Here is a 16,937-nt window from a genome sequence, read left to right as displayed (position 1 = left end):
GGATTTCTTTCCGGCCGCATGATCAGTGATTTGGAACTGACAGAACACGGTCATTTCACCACCTGCTTCAATCCACGTAGCGCCTCCTGTACGTCGGTTCGCGACGCGCTTGCATCCGGATAGACTGCATAGGCCGGATAGGTGAATTCCGGCGCGCCCTCCACGACCTCCAGCTGCCCGGCCTCGATATGGGGCGCTGCCGCGCCCCTACGGAAATAGCCCATTCCGCCGGCGCGCAGAATGTAGCTCAGCCCAAGCGGACCAAGGCCGACCATTAATCCCGGCTCGCCGAAGGCAGAGGAACTGGCGCCATGTTGGGCCGCAAACAGCGGCCCCCAATCGACATAGACATAGTCCCTTGAGGCGTCCAACTCCGAGTCTCTGTCCGTGCTCCGAACCAGGACGAGTTGTTCCTCAACGAGCAGCTCCACCCTGAAGCCTGGCAGCAGCTTCGGCGCATAGAGCACCGCGATGTCGAGAACGCCAGTCCTGAGCTGCTCGAGGAGCTGGTCCGGCACGCCGACCTGGGCTTGGATGGCGATTTCCGGCCTGGCCTTCTTCATCCAGACCAGCCAATCGAGCAGCAGCGGGTTCCACAGGCTGAGCTCCCCGCCCAGGGCAACGACGCTTGTCCGTCCCGATGGGATGGCGAGCTGGTGGCGTGCTCGTTCCCAGATTTGCACGAATGATTGCGCGAACCGCTCGAACTCCCGGCCCGCCTGCGTCAACTGCGCACCATTGCGATTGCGGACAAAGAGCTGACGTCCGAGCTCTTCCTCCAACGTGCGTATCCGCGCGCTGACAGTGGTCTGGGTGACGTGGAGTCGGTCGGCAGCTCTCAGAAAGCTGCCGGAATGGACGATTTCCAAAAACGTGCGCGCGCGGTCGATGTCCATGCTGGTTCCGGCATTAGTGCAATAATCTTGCATCAATACAGCATTTAATTCCGTTTGCCTTCCTGTTTTACGCAGCGCAACGTCCACGAAGGCGGGGCTCCGCTGCAACGGATATGGAGCATGCGATGTCTGATCAGGAGGATGTTTACCCGGAGACGAGAGAATACGCCTCTCCGCCATGCTTTATGCATCAGCTTGTCCCGGGGTACGGCACTGAGCCGGCCGTTCAGGACGCATGGCCCGAGGTCTGTCGATGGCGCAAGGCGGAACGCAAGCGTCTAATCGATGAGCGTCTCGCGATCGACGCCGAGGAACGCAATGCGAGGTCTTTACGCATCGCTTCCGTTCTCGACCTGGCCGTCGGTCGGGTGAGCGGACGGATCGTCAGCGGCTATTGGCCGTTCCGCGGTGAGCCCGACCTCCGCAACTGGGCGATAAAGGTGATCGAGCGCGGCGGTCGGATCGCGTTGCCGGTCGTCATAAAAAAAGGTTGGCCGCTGGAGTTTCGCGTCTGGCGACCCGGAGATCCGCTGGAACGCGGCATCTGGAATATTCTTGTCCCGCCACACGGGCCATCGGTCCAACCGGATGTGGTCATCGCGCCCGTTGTCGGTTTCGACGAGGCTAACTATCGCCTGGGTTATGGCGGCGGCTTCTTCGACCGGACCCTGGCCGCGGCGCCCAGGCGGCCTCTCGTCGTCGGCGTCGGTTACGCCCGTAGCAGGATCCGAACCATCTATCCGCAACCGCACGACATTCCGATGGATGTGGTCGTCACGGATGAATGAATAAACGCGGGCAAGACCTAGCCCCGTGTGACGGCGGATCGCAGGTGCCGTCCATGGTTGAGGCCGTCTTGCCTGCCGGAAGAGGAGAGCAGGAAGCATATCATGTCCATTCCAGCCACGACCTTGGATGATCACAAGCCCCGGTTTCTCGTCCGATGGCTGTTCTCGACCAACCACAAGGATATCGGGACGCTTTACCTGCTGTTCTCGATCATGGCAGGCATCTTCGGTACGGCGCTTTCCGTGTTGATCCGCATGGAGTTGCAGGAACCGGGTTTGCAGATATTTGGCGATCCGGGCGTCTACAATGTGGTCGTCAGTGCCCATGGGCTGGTCATGATCTTTTTCGTGCTCATGCCGGCGCTGATTGGTGGCTTCGGCAACTGGATGGTGCCGATCATGATTGGCGCACCCGACATGGCTTTCCCCCGCTTGAACAACATCTCGTTCTGGCTGCTGGTGGTGTCATTCATCCTCTTCATCACCTCGATGTTCGTTCCGGGAGCGCCCGGTACACTCGGCCATGGCGGCGGCTGGACGCTCTATCCGCCTTATTCGACGGATGGCCAGCCAGGTCCCGCCGTCGACCTCGTTATTCTGTCCATCCACCTTTCGGGGGCCTCCTCGATCCTCGGCGCGATCAACTTCATCACGACCATCTTCAACATGCGCGCACCCGGCATGACCATGCACAAGATGCCTCTGTTCGCCTGGTCGATGCTGGTCACCGCCTTCATGCTTCTCATGTCGCTGCCGGTGCTCGCCGGCGCGGTCACCATGCTGTTGACCGATCGCAATTTCGGGACGACCTTCTTTTCGCCGTCCGGCGGCGGTGATCCGATCCTCTACCAGCATCTGTTCTGGTTCTTCGGCCATCCCGAAGTCTACATCATGATCCTGCCTGGCTTCGGCATCATCAGCCACGTCATCTCGACCTTCGCCAAGAAGCCGATCTTCGGCTATCTCGGCATGGCCTATGCAATGGTGGCAATCGGCGCGATCGGCTTTGTCGTCTGGGCACATCATATGTATACGACCGGCCTGTCGGTCGACACGCAGCGCTACTTCGCCTTCGCATCGATGGTCATCGCCGTTCCAACCGGCGTGAAGGTGTTTTCGTGGCTGGCGACCATGTGGGGAGGATCGATAGAGTTCAAGACACCCATGATGTGGGCTCTCGGCTTCGTCTTGCTGTTCACCATCGGTGGCGTCACTGGCATCATGGTTGCGAACCCCGGTATCGACCGCGTGTACCACGACACTTATTTCGTGATCGCTCACTTCCACTATGTGCTGTCTTTGGGGGCGGTCTTCGCGATCTTTGCCGGCTTCTACTACTGGTTCCCGAAGATGACCGGCTACATGTACAGCGAAACGCTCGGCAAGCTGCATTTCTGGCTGATGTTCATCGGCGTCAACCTCGTCTTTTTCCCGCAGCATTTTCTGGGCATGGCCGGCATGCCGCGACGTTACGCCGACTATCCCGATGCTTTTGCCGGCTGGAATTTCGTCTCGTCGATCGGTTCCTACATCTCAACGGCCGGGCTTGTCGTCTTCTTCATCGCGGTTGCCGAGGCCTTCAGCCGAAGACGCCAGGCAAGCGCCAATCCTTGGGGCGAAGGGGCGACGACGCTGGAATGGCAGCTGCCATCGCCGCCGCCCTTCCATCAATGGGAGAAGCTGCCGCGCATTGCCTAGTGTTCGCTCCGGTTCCGAACCGGCGCCTGTTTCGACATTCTGTCGGGAGAACGTCATGAACGAAACCACAGATCCAAACAACCAGATCCTGCTCGTGGCGATCATAGCGTTTTATTGGGCATTGCTGGGCAGTTGGGGCCAAACTCTGCCGCGCTCGGGCAACGACAAGGCCAAGCAGGACGATGCGCCGACAGAGCAGCGAACCGGCAGTATCGACGATATATCCTATACGGACACACGCTTGGATGCGATCCGAGAGATCGACCCAACTTTCGACCTTGCCGCGTTTCTGACCGGTGCCAATATGGCTTATGAAGCTATCCTGCGCGCGTATGCGGACAGCGACATCCCAACGTTGAAGCGTCTCGTCGGGCCGGAAGTGCTCGATATCTTCGGACGAGCGATTGCCGGCCGCCGGGATCGGGGGGAGATGCTGCAACTCACCTTCATCGGCACGAAGGAAGCAAAGCTTGTCGACGCTCTTGCGGAGAATAGCACCGCTGAGATTGCCGTTCGCTTCGTTTCCGACGTGGTCAGCGTTACACGCTCGGCCAACGATGCGATCGTCGCCGGCGATCCCCAGCAGATCGTTGAGGTGATCGATACGTGGACGTTCGCCTGTGACACCCTGTCAACAAAGCGCAATTGGATGTTGATCGCCACGGAAGGCGAGTAACGAGTGCATGCTCACCCGATGCCTGCCTGACAGCCTTGTCACTATAGATGGGCGGTCAACCCGGAGCGCTCAAGCCGCGCGGAATTTCCAGCTTTTGACAATGTGCATCCACGACTTGTGTATCACGATCAAATCGGCATGACCGGTTCAGTCGATCATTCTCAAGCCGCGAGCGGGTAGCACCGCCAAAGATCCACTCCCTGAACCTGCTGGCCGTAGGCGCCGGATATGGTCAGATCCGCATGCATCGCATCGGCCACATCAGCGATTGATCCACCATCAGATCTTTCCGGAAACACGTCAGCCTTCGCCCTTACGCCGTGGCTCGAAAGGAAGGCGACGATATTGTTCAGGCTGTTCCAGGTTTCATCGGTCGCGGCATCCTCGATCGTGATTATACCAGCCTCCTGAGCCATTTGAAAAAGGGGCACGGCATCGGTAACCGCGCGCTTGGCTTCACGCCTATCCTTCCATCCGACAAGAATCTTGTTGATGCGGAAATTTTCCTGGCTGGTCGAGGCGACGAAGACAGGCCGTCCTGCCTGGAGGATCAGGCTACTAGGTGGGTGGAACGATGAAAATTGCCAGAAGAGGCGCCCTCGGGCGACGCTGCGACGATGCCGGCTTGGCCAAGGGGAAAACGTCAACAGACACCCTGCCGCGCAACGCGGCTTCACAACGCGACAACCCTCAAAGCCGGAGGTCTACCTGCACAGTTTCAAAAAAGTCGATGATGAACGATGGTTGTTGGTGAGAAGTACGCCGGCCGACGTGATCGTGAATGTCCTCCCTACTCGAACATGATCCGAGCGGTGCCTCTTTTGGCAATCAACAGTCTCCGAGCCTCTTGGATCCGCTCAGCCTGTTGTTTGGAATAGGGACCCATTGGCCGAGTCTTCTCATCGCCGCGACGGACCCTGCAGTACCAGCGGCCCCTGTCCGAAAAGATTTCGACCGAGGTCGGCGCCTCATCGGACGCTTCCCTGGCCACACCGGTACCGAACTTGACGATCTTTGAATGAACCGCGTCCAATCCGTTGGTGGTGCTCGGTTCCTGTTGCACTGTGGACATAAGTCGAACTCCTTTCAGTCACAGCGACGCACCGCTGCGCCATACGGGTTGCGCTCTCTACGGATCGCGGTGCCCAAGAGCGCTTGCTACCTTGCCATTTGGCGCTCCATTTCCATCTCCGCCCCTAGACTTTCGATGTCACGGAAGATCGAAGCGACAGCCAGCGTGCGCCCTTCGCGCTTGAAGCGCAGCAGGCAGTCCCTGGCACCGATGTCTCCATCGACAGCAATCTCGTCCCATTGCCCGGCATGGCCGACATAGTTGATGGGAACGTCGTAGTACTGGCTCCAGAAGAACGGCACGGCCGCGAATTTCTCGCGATGGCCGAGCATGTTCAGGGCCGCGGTTTGCCCCTGCCTCTCTGCAACCACCCAATGCTCGACCCGAATGTTCTCGCCAGTGTGAGGATCCGGCCACCGCGCAATGTCGCCGGCCGCGAATATGTCCGGTGCGCTCGTCTCCAGAAAGGCATTTACGGCGACGCCGCGGTCAAGAGTGAGCCCCGCCCTTTCGGCAAGCCCGGTCCGCGGACGCACGCCGACGCCGGCGACGACGAAATCCGCCGTCAACATGTTGCCACTGCTTAGTTTCACTTTGTTGCCGTCGATGCTGCTCGCGGTGTCCTCGAGATGGAACACGACTCCATGCTCCTCATGGAGTGCGCGGATGAAGTCACCCATTTGCGGACCGAGGACCCGTTCCATGGGTCGTTTATCCGGCGCCACGACATGAACTTCGATATTGCGCGCGCGCAGCGCTGCGGCAACTTCCAAGCCAATGAAACTGGCGCCAAGCACGATGGCGCGGCGCGCAGTCGTGGCTCGCTCGATGATCACCTTGCAATCTGCAAGCGAGCGCAGCGTGTGAACATGTGGCTGATCCGCGCCGGGGATGGAGAGGCGCACCGGTTCGGCCCCCGTGGCAAGTAGCAGTCTATCGTAAGGAATCCTGCTTCCGTCAGCCAGAATGACCTCGCGAGAACGCAGGTCGATATCGACGGCCTTCGTATCGAGACGCAGGTCGATGTCGTTTTTTGAATAGAATTTCTGGCCGCGCAGCGGAATCCAATCCTCCGGAGCCTTTCCTGCGAGGTAGTCCTTGGAGAGATTCGGCCGGTCGACGGGCGGCGCATGGTCGTCGCTGATCATGACGATGCTGCCCTGGTACTGCTCTCGCCGCAGCATTTCGGCCGCCGCGAAACCGGCCGCGCCGCCGCCGACAATGACGACTTTCTCGGGGACCCCGCCCGCGCTTCCGCCGCGCGGCTTCGGCGCCGTCCGTTTGAGTTTCTCGCCCACGAATATCCGCCCATCGCGCTGTTCCACCGACCAGCAAGCGAGTGGATTGAAGGCAGGCGCTCGCAGGGCTTCGCCTGTGCGCATATCGAAGCAAGCATGATGCCACGGGCACCGAATGGTATCCGCCACCACAAGACCGTCACCGAGCGGCCCGCCGTAATGTGTGCATGTCGCGCCGATGGCGAAGATCTCGGCCCCGCGGCGCACCAGCAACACCTGCTCGTCGCCGCAATGGCCGACAAGCTTTCCGCCATCGGGAAGGTCGGACAGCGCGATCCCCTGGACCAGATCCGGTCCGTTTGATTTGGTATCAGCTTCAGCCATATTCTCGTCCTTGGCGATCCGTGTCAAAACCGCTCGTGCGGCGAAGCGGCACACTGCTTCGGGGTACCTTCTGCCTGGCTAGTGCGCCTTCAGATTCTCAGCATTATCCGCGCCGACATTCCGGCTGCGTCATGTACTGGGCTGAGTGGCTCAGACCGCAGTCTCCCGCTCTCGCGGACATCATGCAAACGAATTTAATCGATAGTTGAGTGCAGTTTTCATGATGGCTTTCCCTCCGCGATTCCACTGCGCACAACTACAAGATCGCCTGCCCAGTCTTTCCCCAGTCGGCAAGAAACGACTTGAGGCCCTTGTCGAGGTGAGTGGATGTCTGGCGAGGTTTCTGAGTATCGCTGGTGGTACGGTCGCGACATCCGCGCCTGCGATCGCCGCCTGTTTGACATGGAGTGGAGTGCGAATTGAGGACGCCAGGATTTCCGTCGTGAAGGATTTGCCGTTGTCGTAGATCGCACTTCAGGTTCGGGAGCGACTCCGGCTGGCACGGTCATCTGATGAGGCGTTGGCGACTCTCGAAACTGAGCCACATCGGGAATTCCCCGCCAATTTAGATACTTCCGGCCTCGGGCCTGGGGTGATGTCCAGGCAGTTCGGAAATGCCTAGGATTCAGGGCTCGTCATTCGCCGCTTGGTCGGACAGACCCATTTCTGGTGCGGCATCACGGCGTCTTGCCACGCAATAAGATAGATTGATAATATATCTTATATAGAGGATCACATCGAAGAGCGAACCAAGGCTTCAGCCAGCTTGCGTCGGAGAAAACAGGAGCTTCGGAATGACCGCGAACGGTCGAAGCAAGAGAACAATCGTGGTCGACGGCGTGCCATTGCCCAACATACTCGACGAGGCAATGATCCGCAGTGTAGTCCACGGGTTTTATGACGAAATTCGCCGTGATGACCTTCTCGGCCCCATTTTCCACGATCGGATCGAGCCAGATAAATGGCCGCAGCATCTGGCGAAGATGTGTGACTTCTGGTCCGCTACTCTACTTCGGACATCCCGATACGACGGCAGGCCACTGCCGCCGCACCTGGTCATAGCCGGCCTCGGCGCGGCGCATTTCCGTCGCTGGCTAATATTGTTTCGGACAACGGTGCGTCGCATTTGCCCGGCCGAGGTGGCGACGCTTTTTATGGATCGCGCGCTGCGAATTGCTCACAGTTTCCGTCTCGCGATCGCCTTCAACCGCGGCGAGACCACGATCGGCATCGAACCTATCGTCGAGAGAGACTTGTGATGCACGACCGGTTTGTGAGTGGTTCCTACAATGCACAGCGATCGACAGGGAGCCGTGATTCATGCGGCTGACCAGCTTTTCGGATTATGCATTGCGGATGCTGATGTACACTGCCGCCGCCGGTAGCCGGCTTATAACGATCGAGGAGGTTGCCCGCACCTTCAACGTGTCGAAGACGCATCTGAACAAGGTCGCCAACACCCTGACCCGTGGCGGCTATATGAAGGCAATCCGCGGCCGTTCCGGTGGTCTCATTCTCGGGCGCCGGCCTGAGATGATCCGGATTGGCGATGTCGTGCGGTTAACCGAGCCGGATTTCGCGCTGGTCGAATGTTTCGCGACCGGAAACCGGTGTGTGCTAACCGCCTCCTGCAAGCTTTCAGGCATGTTTGACGAAGCGACAGCCTCCTTCCTGAACGTCCTTGACCGCTACACGCTCGCCGACATCACACTGATGCCCGAAGACTTCCTCGGCGGTCAGATACCACCCGTTCGCACCGGGGCGACACGCAAGACCGTATAGTGTTGCGCGGCTTCGACGCGCGCTGTTTTTGCTCGGATGTGAGATGGGCCATGGCTGAACCAAAGAAGAATGATCAACAGGTCACAAAGGACATTGATTCTGATATCGACCCGGACAACACTCTGCTGCCGATGCTTATCGGTGGGCTTGTCCTGATAGTTATCGGAGCGATCATCGTGATGATGTTTGTGTAGTTTCGCAACGATGGCGTGTGACTTTATCGGCCCGGCTGTTGTCTGGGCGCCTGCAACCCCAATTGCGATTTGGCGGATGGAGAACTGTCGGCCGAGGAGGGGAAGTACAGAGCGCGCGACCGGCGGGCGCTTGGACAGCGCATAGCCGGCGACGATGAGCTGCAGGAGGTATATCGTCGTCTGCGCCAGCCCGGCCCCGATGATCCGGCAGAGCCGATCTCCACGGCCGAGATGCGGCGCAAGCGCCTGCTGCTCACCCCGCGGAGACGTACGTCGTCATTGAGTTCAGAACTTGCATTCCGCTTCGTTAAACTACCATTTCGCACTGCTCTTGTTCCGAGCCCCTCATGACGTCGGCGTACCGTTTTGGGTTGAAGTGCAGATAGAGAAACGCTGTGACGGTCACGCAGCCGAGATGCATGATCCATCCGCTGCTGAAGCTCCCGCTCCAGCCATGCAGGAGCGCGGTGGCGAATGGACCAAGCGCGGCGATCAGAAAACCGCCGCCCTGCATCAGCGCAGCCAGCGCGCCCGCCTGCTCCGGCCGCGGCAGATGATCGAGCGCCGTGACGATTGCAAGCGAGAAGCTTCCGCCAAGACCGGCCCCGCATATCCCCACCCACAGAACGGGCGACAGTGCGGGAAAAACCGCAAGTCCGGCAAAGCCCGCCGCCTGCAGCAGCAGCGTCAGCCAGAGCCAGGGACGGCGGTCGATGCCTCGACGCGCCAGGACAGGCAGCACCAGGGCCGAAGCCGCCTGGCAAATGGCCATCACGGCCACAAGGTTGCCGCTGGCGGCACTGCTCCATCCTTGCGCCTGGTAGTAGGGCGCAAGCCAGGCGACCATAGAGGAATAGCCGGAGTTGACCAGGCCGAAGGCCGCCATCAGGACCCAGGTCCGTGGGCGGCGAAGCAGAAAACCGGTCAAGGCGCGATCGGGTCTTGAAGCCTTGGCGTCGGACAGAACGCGGAATGCGGCGCACAGCGCGATGGCGGCGGGAGCCGCGAGCCAGGCAAGGGCTGCCCGCCAGTCGTATCCGTTGTTGACGAGCAGGGGCGCCAGACGTGCGCCAAGCGCCCCACCGCCCATGATCATGCAGGAATAGAGGCCGGTCACGGCGGGTGTGCTGGTCGGGAACTTTGCCTTGATGATCCCCGGAAACGCGGCCTGGATGAAGGCCACCCCCGCCCCGCAAAGTGCCGCCGTCAGGATCAACGACAGGCCGCCGGGCACGACAAGCCTGAGCAGCGAGCCCGCTGTCAGCACCGTTAGCGCCGCGAGCAGGCCCCGGCGCGTTCCGACGGCCGCCTGGATGCCCGGTGCAACGAACGCACCGAGGCCCATCAGCAGCATCGGCAACAGCGTCAGCATGGCCAGGCTGCCATAGCCCATCCCGGTGTCGGCCACGATATCAGCCAATATCGGTCCCGGGGCCGTCAGGAAGGGACGCAGGTTGATCCCGATTAGCACGACGAGGGCAAGCAGGGTCCATTGCCTGTCGGTTACAGGTTGCGCGGTCATCGACATTTTCGCGCTGTTCATCTGGCGCCCGCTTGCACCAGCAGGGTTATCATCTGCGCATAGCCGTTCCTGCGCGCGTGCCGCAGCGGTGTCGCCCCGTCCTTGTCGGCGAGATTGACGTTGGCGCCGGCCTCGATCAGCCGCTTCACGATCTCGACATGACGCTGCCCGCCATCGCCGAGGATGATGGCCTCCAGCAACGCGGTCCAGCCGAGCTTGTTGACGTGATCGACATCGACACCGGCATCGATCAGCGCGCCGACGGTCTCGACATGTCCGCGTTCGGCGGCCGGAATGAGCGCGGTGCCGCCATAGCGATTGGTGCTCTTGAGGTCGGCGCCGTGCGCAAGCGTCATCTTCAGGATTTCGAGATGCCCGCGTGCGCCGGCGTAGAGATATGGACTATCCTGGATATCGTCCTTGGCGTTGACGTCCGCGCCAGCCTCGATGAGAGTCCTGGCAGCGCTGACCTTGTTGCCGTGGGTCGCGACGAGAAGAGCCGTGCGGCCATTCTCGTCGCGCGCGTCGATCCGGACCCCCTCGGAAACAAGCATCTTGATCATGGAGACATCGTCATTTGCCGCAGCCGAGTGAGGCCTTGTCTCATTCATGTTCTGCCCCAACGCTATCAATGGAATGCAGGCGACGATGACGCCCAGCAAAAGTCTGCGCTTGACCATCGGCATCAGCCCCCCGACACGCTGTGCGTGGAAGCCGAGCGGGTTGCTGCGGCGAGCGAAGCCGTCATGCTCCGCCGAGAGGTGGCGAAAGCATCCTGCCTGGGATGAAGTTCCAGGCCGACGAGCAATTCCGCGAGCCTGACAGCCGCCGACACCCCTTCGACGACCGGGACACCGTGAAGGCTGGCCAGTCGCCGCGCCATATCCGACATGCCGGCGCAGCCAAGCACGATGGCGTCGGCGCGATCGACCCGCAGCGCCTCCTGGATTTCTTCGCTGATGATCGACAAGGCTGCCTCGCCATTCGCTTCCAGCGCCAGGACGGGAATGCCGCTCGCCCGCACGGTGGCGAATGGCGAAAGGCCGTAGCGAACCAGATTGTCCTCGATAATAGGAACGGAAACCGGCAAGGTGGTGATAACTGTGAAGCGCCTCGCCACGATGCTGGCGACGCGGGCGGCGGCCTCGCCTATGCCGATAACGGGCTTGCGCGTCAGCATCCGCGCGGCGTCGAGCCCGGTATCGTCGAAGCAGGCGATGATATAGGCCTCCACGGCGTCACTGCGCTCGGCCCGTTCGATCCGGTCGAGAAGACCCGGGACCGCCTTCGCGCCATCGATCGGGCCTTCGATGGAAGCCGGGCCGCTGTCGTTCTGCATGGCGATGATTTCGGTGCCGGCCTGCGCGGTTCGCCGCGCCGCGACGGCGATGGATCCCGTCATCGACACGGTCGAATTGGGATTGATGATGCCGATGCGTACCATGCGAAAATTCCTATAGCCGCCGTCCGACGGAACGTGCATCGCTGCCGTTCCGCATCGCTGATGGGACTGTCTCGATATTGAAGCCTATCCGATCAGATCCGTGTCGCGGCTGTGCCGCCAGAACCGGTCCGGGGTCCTGAGCAGATCGCGCAGGCCCAGCCGCTCAATCATCAGTTCCGTCTCCCGTTGCGCAGCATCGAGCACGGCATCCTGATCGACATGAACCGGCTTGCGGTCGCGCAACAGCACGCGTCCGCCGACCAGCACGGTGTGGACGTCGTTGCCGTTGGCAAAATAGGTGACACGGAATTCCGGCATGTTGGCCGGGTAGAGATGCGGGCGCCGCAAGTCGACCAGAATGACGTCGGCCTTCTTGCCCGGCTCCAGCGATCCGACCTGATGGTCGAGGCCCAGGACACGCGCGCCGTCGATGGTGCACATCTCCAGCGTCTTGCCCGGCGGAAGCCAACTCGGATCGTGGAAATGGGTGCGATGATAGTGCATGCATTGCTGCATGTGACGGAACATGTCCGCGGAGCGGTCCGGCGCCGTCGCATCGGAGCCGATGGCCACCACGACGCCGGCATCGAGAAGTTCCGTGACCGGGCAGCGCGCGAGAATGGCGGCCACGGCGCTCGGATTGTGCACGATGCTCGTGCCGGTTTCGGCGCAGATCGCTATTTCCTCATCAGTCAGGGCGGTCGCATGCGACAGCAGTGTGCGCGGCCCCAGAATGCCGATCTCCCTGGCGATCTTCACGCTGCCCTTGGTATGACCATCCTGGGTGAAGATCAGGCCGCGCTGTTCGGCGATCTGCCTGACCTTGCGCGATTGCGCGATGGCGTCCCCTGCCCCGGGACCATCAAGATGTTCCTGATGCATGGTCGGCGTCAGCAGGGCGAGATGCAGACGATCCTCGTGGGTGCCGTGCCAGCGGTCGGCCAGCTTTTGCGAGGTGGCAAGCTGCTGGTCGAACGACACTGGATAATCGGCACGGCTGGCGCCTTCCCAACGTGCATAGGTCAGGGGGTGCGGCGGGCGCGTGGTGCCGACGGCGACCACGGAGCGCGTGCCGATGCCAAGCACGCCTTCCATATGGGCGTTGCCATAGGCCGGATCGTCGGTGCGCATGACCGAATCGCCGCCGCCCAGCAAGGACACGCCGGTCGTCACGCCGAAACGCAGGCGTTCCAGCGCGGCAAGCTGCGCCTCCGCATGCCAGAATTCCGGCGTCGAACCCACCGTATAGGCACCTTGGCATGCCCTGTACCAGAGGTCGCTGCGGCCGCCGCCCATCGTCTTGATCAGCCCGTGCCCGGCATGGGCGTGGCTGTCGACGAAGCCTGGCATGACGGCCATGCCGCGGGCGTCGATCGTCTCGCGCGCCGGATGGTCCCGCGCCACGTCTTGCGAAGCGCCGACGGCCACGATGCGGTCTCCCTCGATGGCTACGGCGCCATCGGGAATGATCCGCCGATCGGGATCGACAGCGATGACGGTGCCGTTTCTGATCAGAATGTCTGCCATCACAGGCTCGCTTCTCTTTTTTCGCTGCAAAGGATGCGGTCGAGCGAAGGCGCGAGGCGCAGGAGTTCGCGCGTGTATTCGTGAGTGGGCGCGGAGAACAATGTTTCGGTATCCGCGAGTTCGACGATCTCGCCGCCTTTCATCACGGCGACCCGGTCGCACATCTGCCGTATCACCGCGAGGTCGTGGCTGATGAACAGCATCGACAGCCCGGCAAGATCTCGTAGGTCCTTCAACAGGTTGAGAATTTGCGCCTGCACCGACACGTCGAGCGCCGAGGTCGGCTCGTCGCAGATCAGCAGCGATGGCCGGGGGCCGAGCGCCCTCGCAATCGCGATGCGCTGGCGCTGGCCGCCTGAAAAGGCATGGGCGAACCGAGAGCCGGCCTGCGCCGGCAGGCCCACCGCCTCGAGCAATGTCTCGGCGTCCAGCCGCGCTTCCGCCGCGCTGGAGGCAAGCTTGTAGAACAGGATTGGCTCCGCGATCGCCGAATTGATCCGCAGCCTTGGATTGAGGGCCGAATACGGGTCCTGGAACACCATCTGGAGTGACTGGCGCACGGTCTTGTCGCGACGGGCGGCCAATGCCGTGCCCTGAAACTCTATGGTTCCCGAACTCTGCGTCACGAGACCGGCAATGGTGTTGGCGACCGTGGTCTTGCCGCAACCGGACTCGCCGACAAGCCCGAAGATTTCGCCGCGGCGCACCTCGAAGGAGACGTCCTTCACGGCCTTGAAGACCGATGCCTTGCGGCCCGGGATGAACGAGCGCTGGCCGTATTCCACGCAAAGATTGCGTACAGTCAGCGCGGCTTCGCCGTTGCTCCCCGCAGCGGTGCCGGTGTTCTTGGAGCGCACGGCTTCGCGCGCCTCCAGTGTCGTCTTCGTTTCCTCGCTTGGGACCGGCAGACGGTCAAGGCGAATGTCGATCGGCGGAACGGCGGCGATCAGCGTGCGCGCGTAAGGCGCCTTGGGCGCCGTCAGCACATCGCGTGTCAATCCACTCTCGACCACGCAACCGTTCTGCATGATCGTGACCCGGTCGGCAATTTCCGCAACCACGCCCATATTGTGGGTAACCAGCAGGACGCCGACGCGGCGATCATCGGCAAGTTCGCGGATCAACTTGAGGATTTGCGCTTGCACCGACACGTCGAGCGCCGTCGTCGGCTCGTCGGCGACGATCAGCCTTGGGTCGCAGGCAAGTGCGGTGGCGATGACGACACGCTGGCGTTGGCCGCCCGACAATTGATGCGGATAGTTGCCCAGCCGGCGTTCCGGCTCGGGAATGCCGACGGCTCTCATCAATTCGAGCGCGCGGGCCCTGGCTTCGCGGCGCCCGATCTTCAGATGCGCCAGCATGCCTTCGCACAACTGGCTTTCCACGGTGAAAAGCGGGTTCAGGCTTGTCATCGGATCCTGAAAGATCGCGCCGACGTCACGGCCTGGAATGATCCCCTTGGTGCGACCGGTTCGGATGTCGATCGGCTTGCCCGCTATGGTGATGGTGCCGGAAGCAATCCTGCCGGGAGCCTGCAACAAGCCCATCAGCGCATTGCCGACGGTGGTTTTTCCCGCACCGGATTCTCCCACCAGTGCATGTATCTCGCCGGGCCGGATCGTCAGGTCGATGTTGTCGACGGCAGCGAGAATGCTGCCGTTGGCAAGCGGATATTCGACCCGCAGGTTCCTGATATCGAGTGCGTGTGGCGTTGTGTTTTCCATCAGTTCGCCATCAGTTTGGGGTTGAAGCGATCGCGCAGGTAATCGCCGATTATGTTGACTGCCAGAACCAGGACGACCAGCACGACGGCGGGCATAACGGCGATCCACCACAGGCCAGAGAACAGGAACTCGTTGCCGATGCGGATCAGCGTGCCGAGCGAGGGATAGGTGGCCGGCATGCCGGCGCCGAGGAACGAGAGGGTCGCCTCCGTCAAGATCGCGCCCGCCAGATTGATGGTGGCGATCACCATGACGGAGCTCATCACGTTGGGCAGGATGTGCCGCATCATGATGCGGCGGGAGGGAAGACCGATGACCTTGGCGGCTCGTACATAGTCGCGGGAAATTTCCACCATGCTGGAGGCCCGCACGGTGCGGGCATATTGCACCCATTCGTTGACGGCGATCGCGAAGATCAGGATGACCGGTGCCCAGCTCGAGACCGTATCGGCGCTCAATTGCGCGCGGGCTATGCCGCTGATCAGAAGCGCGACGAGGATCGTCGGAAAGCTCACCAGAACATCGGCGATCCGCATCACGATGCTGTCGATGATACCGCCGAAATAGCCGGCTATCGATCCCAGCGTGACGCCTATGGCAGCGGCCAACAATACCGCCCCGGCGCCGATCAGCATCGATATGCGCAGGCCGAAGAGGATGACCGAGACCAGATCGCGTCCCTGATTGTCGGTGCCCAGCAGGAAGCGCGGATCGCCACCGTCCATGAACACGGGCGGGATTTCCATGTCGATCAGCGAATACGAGGAGACATCGCGCGGATCGATGGGTGCGATCAACGGAGCGAAGATCACCAGCACCAGCATGGTCATCAGGATCAAGCCGGCGATCATGACCGAGATGGGAGGAAGCCTGCGCGACAGAGACACCTGCGTTGCCATCATTTTGTCCTCAGCCGCGGATCGATCAATGCGTAGAGCATGTCGACGACCATGTTGATCACGACGAACAGGAAGCCGACGAACAGCAGATAGGCCGCGAGGACGGGGATGTCCGGATAGCCGACGGCGTTGGTGAAAAGCAGCCCCATGCCCGGCCACTGAAAGACGGTTTCGGTGACAATGGCGAAGGCGATGAGTTGCCCGATCTGCAGCCCGGTGACGGTCACGACCGGCATCAGGGCATTGCGCAGCGCCAGACGGCCGTAGATGTAGCGGCGGGGCAGACCGCGCGCGAACGCGAAGCGGACATAGTCCGAAGAGAGCACGTCGATCATCTCGGAGCGCACGAGGCGCATGATCAGCGTCAACTGGAACAGCGCCAGTGTGATCGAAGGCAGGATCAGCGATTTGAGGCCGGAAGCCGTCAGGAAGCCTGTCTTCCAGAAACCGAGATCGACAAGCTCGCCACGCCCCGAGGACGGCAGCCAGCGCAGACTGACGGCGAAGATCAGGATCAGCAGCAGGCCGGTGACGAATGTCGGCATGGATATGCCGACGAGGGTCAGCGACTGGATCAGCCGCGACAGAAAGCCGTTCGGCTTCAGGGCGCAGAGAACCCCCGTCGGGATGCCGATGAACAGCGACAGGAGGGTCGCGACCACGACCAGTTCCAGCGTTGCGGGGAGCCTGGTCAACAGCAGGCTGACGACAGGCTCCTGGTAGCGAAAGCTGGTGCCGAGGTCGCCATGAAGCGCGCGCCCGACGAATTCGAGGAACTGTACGAAAAGTGGCCTGTCGAGTCCGAGAGCGACGCGCATGGCATCCTTCTCAGCCTGGCTCGCGCCTTCGCGCACCATCGTGGCGACCGGATCGCCGACGAAACGGAACATGATGAAGGCGATGGCGGTTACGGCAACCATCACGAGGATGGCCTGCAACAGCCGCACCGATAGAATCCGGATCATCAGGAAAAACCTTTCAAGAAGCGCGGATCGAGACAGGCGGGGCTTGCGCCACCGCTGGAGCAGCTCGCGATCCACCACGGATAGCAGGCGCTCCAACGGAGTCAGGCGTGTCCGCGAAAGCTCCCTCG

16 protein-coding genes and 1 pseudogene are annotated in these 16,937 nt (G+C 61.4%); 6 read left to right on the top strand and 11 right to left on the bottom strand.

Going from position 1 to position 16,937, the window contains the following annotated elements; all coding sequences use genetic code 11:
* Positions 1-50: 50 nt before the first annotated feature.
* Complete coding sequence (locus FJ946_RS15980; RefSeq protein WP_140518333.1) at positions 51-896, bottom strand: LysR family transcriptional regulator; 846 nt, start codon at positions 894-896, stop codon at positions 51-53.
* Positions 897-1,021: 125 nt separating this feature from the next.
* Here FJ946_RS15980 and FJ946_RS15975 point away from each other — a divergent pair, with 125 nt between their 5' ends.
* The 3 genes from FJ946_RS15975 to FJ946_RS15965 all read left to right on the top strand — a co-directional run bounded on the left by FJ946_RS15975 (position 1,022) and on the right by FJ946_RS15965 (position 4,058).
* A complete protein-coding gene (locus tag FJ946_RS15975; RefSeq protein WP_140567980.1) occupies positions 1,022-1,684 on the top strand; it encodes a 5-formyltetrahydrofolate cyclo-ligase in 663 nt (220 codons plus the stop codon).
* A gap of 102 nt (positions 1,685-1,786) precedes the next feature.
* Positions 1,787-3,382, top strand: coding sequence for a cytochrome c oxidase subunit I (ctaD, locus tag FJ946_RS15970; RefSeq protein ID WP_140525738.1), 1,596 nt, complete (start codon positions 1,787-1,789; stop codon positions 3,380-3,382).
* A gap of 55 nt (positions 3,383-3,437) precedes the next feature.
* Positions 3,438-4,058 carry a Tim44/TimA family putative adaptor protein gene (locus FJ946_RS15965; RefSeq protein ID WP_140567978.1) on the top strand — a complete coding sequence of 207 codons (621 nt, stop codon included), beginning with the start codon at positions 3,438-3,440 and terminating at the stop codon, positions 4,056-4,058.
* A 161-nt stretch (positions 4,059-4,219) separates the two neighbouring features.
* Here the strand turns inward: FJ946_RS15965 and FJ946_RS15960 are convergent, their stop codons facing one another.
* The 3 genes and pseudogenes from FJ946_RS15960 to FJ946_RS15950 form a co-directional block, all read right to left on the bottom strand.
* On the bottom strand, positions 4,220-4,705 hold the full coding sequence (locus FJ946_RS15960; protein WP_140567975.1) for a universal stress protein: 486 nt from the start codon (positions 4,703-4,705) through the stop codon (positions 4,220-4,222).
* A 511-nt stretch (positions 4,706-5,216) separates the two neighbouring features.
* Positions 5,217-6,752 (bottom strand): FAD-dependent oxidoreductase, encoded by a 1,536-nt coding sequence (locus FJ946_RS15955; protein ID WP_140567972.1) that lies wholly within the window; start codon positions 6,750-6,752, stop codon positions 5,217-5,219.
* Between the two features lie 256 nt (positions 6,753-7,008).
* Positions 7,009-7,220 (bottom strand): annotated as a pseudogene (locus tag FJ946_RS15950) (transaldolase family protein); the annotation flags it as partial.
* A gap of 326 nt (positions 7,221-7,546) precedes the next feature.
* On the opposite strand from FJ946_RS15950, the gene FJ946_RS15945 reads away from it, so the two are divergent.
* The 3 genes from FJ946_RS15945 to FJ946_RS30780 all read left to right on the top strand — a co-directional run bounded on the left by FJ946_RS15945 (position 7,547) and on the right by FJ946_RS30780 (position 8,728).
* Positions 7,547-8,011 carry a group III truncated hemoglobin gene (locus tag FJ946_RS15945; protein ID WP_140567969.1) on the top strand — a complete coding sequence of 155 codons (465 nt, stop codon included), beginning with the start codon at positions 7,547-7,549 and terminating at the stop codon, positions 8,009-8,011.
* A gap of 61 nt (positions 8,012-8,072) precedes the next feature.
* On the top strand, positions 8,073-8,534 hold the full coding sequence (locus FJ946_RS15940) for an Rrf2 family transcriptional regulator (protein WP_140518192.1): 462 nt from the start codon (positions 8,073-8,075) through the stop codon (positions 8,532-8,534).
* 50 nt (positions 8,535-8,584) lie between these two features.
* Positions 8,585-8,728: a hypothetical protein gene (locus tag FJ946_RS30780; RefSeq protein WP_181165452.1), complete on the top strand. Its 144-nt coding sequence runs from the start codon at positions 8,585-8,587 to the stop codon at positions 8,726-8,728.
* Positions 8,729-9,035: 307 nt separating this feature from the next.
* Here the strand turns inward: FJ946_RS30780 and FJ946_RS15935 are convergent, their stop codons facing one another.
* The 7 genes from FJ946_RS15935 to FJ946_RS15905 form a co-directional block, all read right to left on the bottom strand.
* Positions 9,036-10,250, bottom strand: coding sequence for a cyanate transporter (locus FJ946_RS15935; protein WP_140567966.1), 1,215 nt, complete (start codon positions 10,248-10,250; stop codon positions 9,036-9,038).
* A gap of 17 nt (positions 10,251-10,267) precedes the next feature.
* Positions 10,268-10,930 (bottom strand): ankyrin repeat domain-containing protein, encoded by a 663-nt coding sequence (locus FJ946_RS15930; RefSeq protein WP_140567963.1) that lies wholly within the window; start codon positions 10,928-10,930, stop codon positions 10,268-10,270.
* Positions 10,931-10,935: 5 nt separating this feature from the next.
* On the bottom strand, positions 10,936-11,694 hold the full coding sequence (locus tag FJ946_RS15925; protein ID WP_140567961.1) for an aspartate/glutamate racemase family protein: 759 nt from the start codon (positions 11,692-11,694) through the stop codon (positions 10,936-10,938).
* An 84-nt stretch (positions 11,695-11,778) separates the two neighbouring features.
* Positions 11,779-13,221, bottom strand: coding sequence for an amidohydrolase family protein (locus FJ946_RS15920; protein ID WP_140567958.1), 1,443 nt, complete (start codon positions 13,219-13,221; stop codon positions 11,779-11,781).
* Entirely contained in the window at positions 13,221-14,945 is a 1,725-nt protein-coding gene (locus tag FJ946_RS15915; protein WP_140567955.1) for an ABC transporter ATP-binding protein, read from the bottom strand. The genes FJ946_RS15920 and FJ946_RS15915 overlap by 1 nt, the downstream gene beginning before the upstream one ends.
* On the bottom strand, positions 14,945-15,844 hold the full coding sequence (locus FJ946_RS15910; RefSeq protein WP_140567952.1) for an ABC transporter permease: 900 nt from the start codon (positions 15,842-15,844) through the stop codon (positions 14,945-14,947). The genes FJ946_RS15915 and FJ946_RS15910 overlap by 1 nt, the downstream gene beginning before the upstream one ends.
* Positions 15,844-16,809 (bottom strand): ABC transporter permease, encoded by a 966-nt coding sequence (locus FJ946_RS15905; protein WP_140567949.1) that lies wholly within the window; start codon positions 16,807-16,809, stop codon positions 15,844-15,846. Before FJ946_RS15905 ends, FJ946_RS15910 begins: the two co-directional genes overlap by 1 nt.
* Positions 16,810-16,937 lie beyond the last annotated feature (128 nt).

The organism is Mesorhizobium sp. B2-4-7 (assembly GCF_006442685.1).
Classification (GTDB): Bacteria; Pseudomonadota; Alphaproteobacteria; order Rhizobiales; family Rhizobiaceae; genus Mesorhizobium.
This window is presented reverse-complemented; position numbering and strand designations above follow the sequence as displayed.

Coding starts and splice junctions, on each gene's coding strand:
- FJ946_RS15905 (WP_140567949.1), bottom strand. CDS start 16,809: ATGATCCGGATTCTATCGGTGCGGCTGTTGCAGGCCATCCTCGTGATG.
- FJ946_RS15910 (WP_140567952.1), bottom strand. CDS start 15,844: ATGGCAACGCAGGTGTCTCTGTCGCGCAGGCTTCCTCCCATCTCGGTC.
- FJ946_RS15930 (WP_140567963.1), bottom strand. CDS start 10,930: ATGGTCAAGCGCAGACTTTTGCTGGGCGTCATCGTCGCCTGCATTCCA.
- FJ946_RS15915 (WP_140567955.1), bottom strand. CDS start 14,945: ATGGAAAACACAACGCCACACGCACTCGATATCAGGAACCTGCGGGTC.
- FJ946_RS30780 (WP_181165452.1), top strand. CDS start 8,585: ATGGCTGAACCAAAGAAGAATGATCAACAGGTCACAAAGGACATTGAT.
- FJ946_RS15935 (WP_140567966.1), bottom strand. CDS start 10,250: ATGACCGCGCAACCTGTAACCGACAGGCAATGGACCCTGCTTGCCCTC.
- ctaD (WP_140525738.1), top strand. CDS start 1,787: ATGTCCATTCCAGCCACGACCTTGGATGATCACAAGCCCCGGTTTCTC.
- FJ946_RS15980 (WP_140518333.1), bottom strand. CDS start 896: ATGGACATCGACCGCGCGCGCACGTTTTTGGAAATCGTCCATTCCGGC.
- FJ946_RS15945 (WP_140567969.1), top strand. CDS start 7,547: ATGACCGCGAACGGTCGAAGCAAGAGAACAATCGTGGTCGACGGCGTG.
- FJ946_RS15940 (WP_140518192.1), top strand. CDS start 8,073: ATGCGGCTGACCAGCTTTTCGGATTATGCATTGCGGATGCTGATGTAC.
- FJ946_RS15965 (WP_140567978.1), top strand. CDS start 3,438: ATGAACGAAACCACAGATCCAAACAACCAGATCCTGCTCGTGGCGATC.
- FJ946_RS15955 (WP_140567972.1), bottom strand. CDS start 6,752: ATGGCTGAAGCTGATACCAAATCAAACGGACCGGATCTGGTCCAGGGG.
- FJ946_RS15925 (WP_140567961.1), bottom strand. CDS start 11,694: ATGGTACGCATCGGCATCATCAATCCCAATTCGACCGTGTCGATGACG.
- FJ946_RS15975 (WP_140567980.1), top strand. CDS start 1,022: ATGTCTGATCAGGAGGATGTTTACCCGGAGACGAGAGAATACGCCTCT.
- FJ946_RS15920 (WP_140567958.1), bottom strand. CDS start 13,221: ATGGCAGACATTCTGATCAGAAACGGCACCGTCATCGCTGTCGATCCC.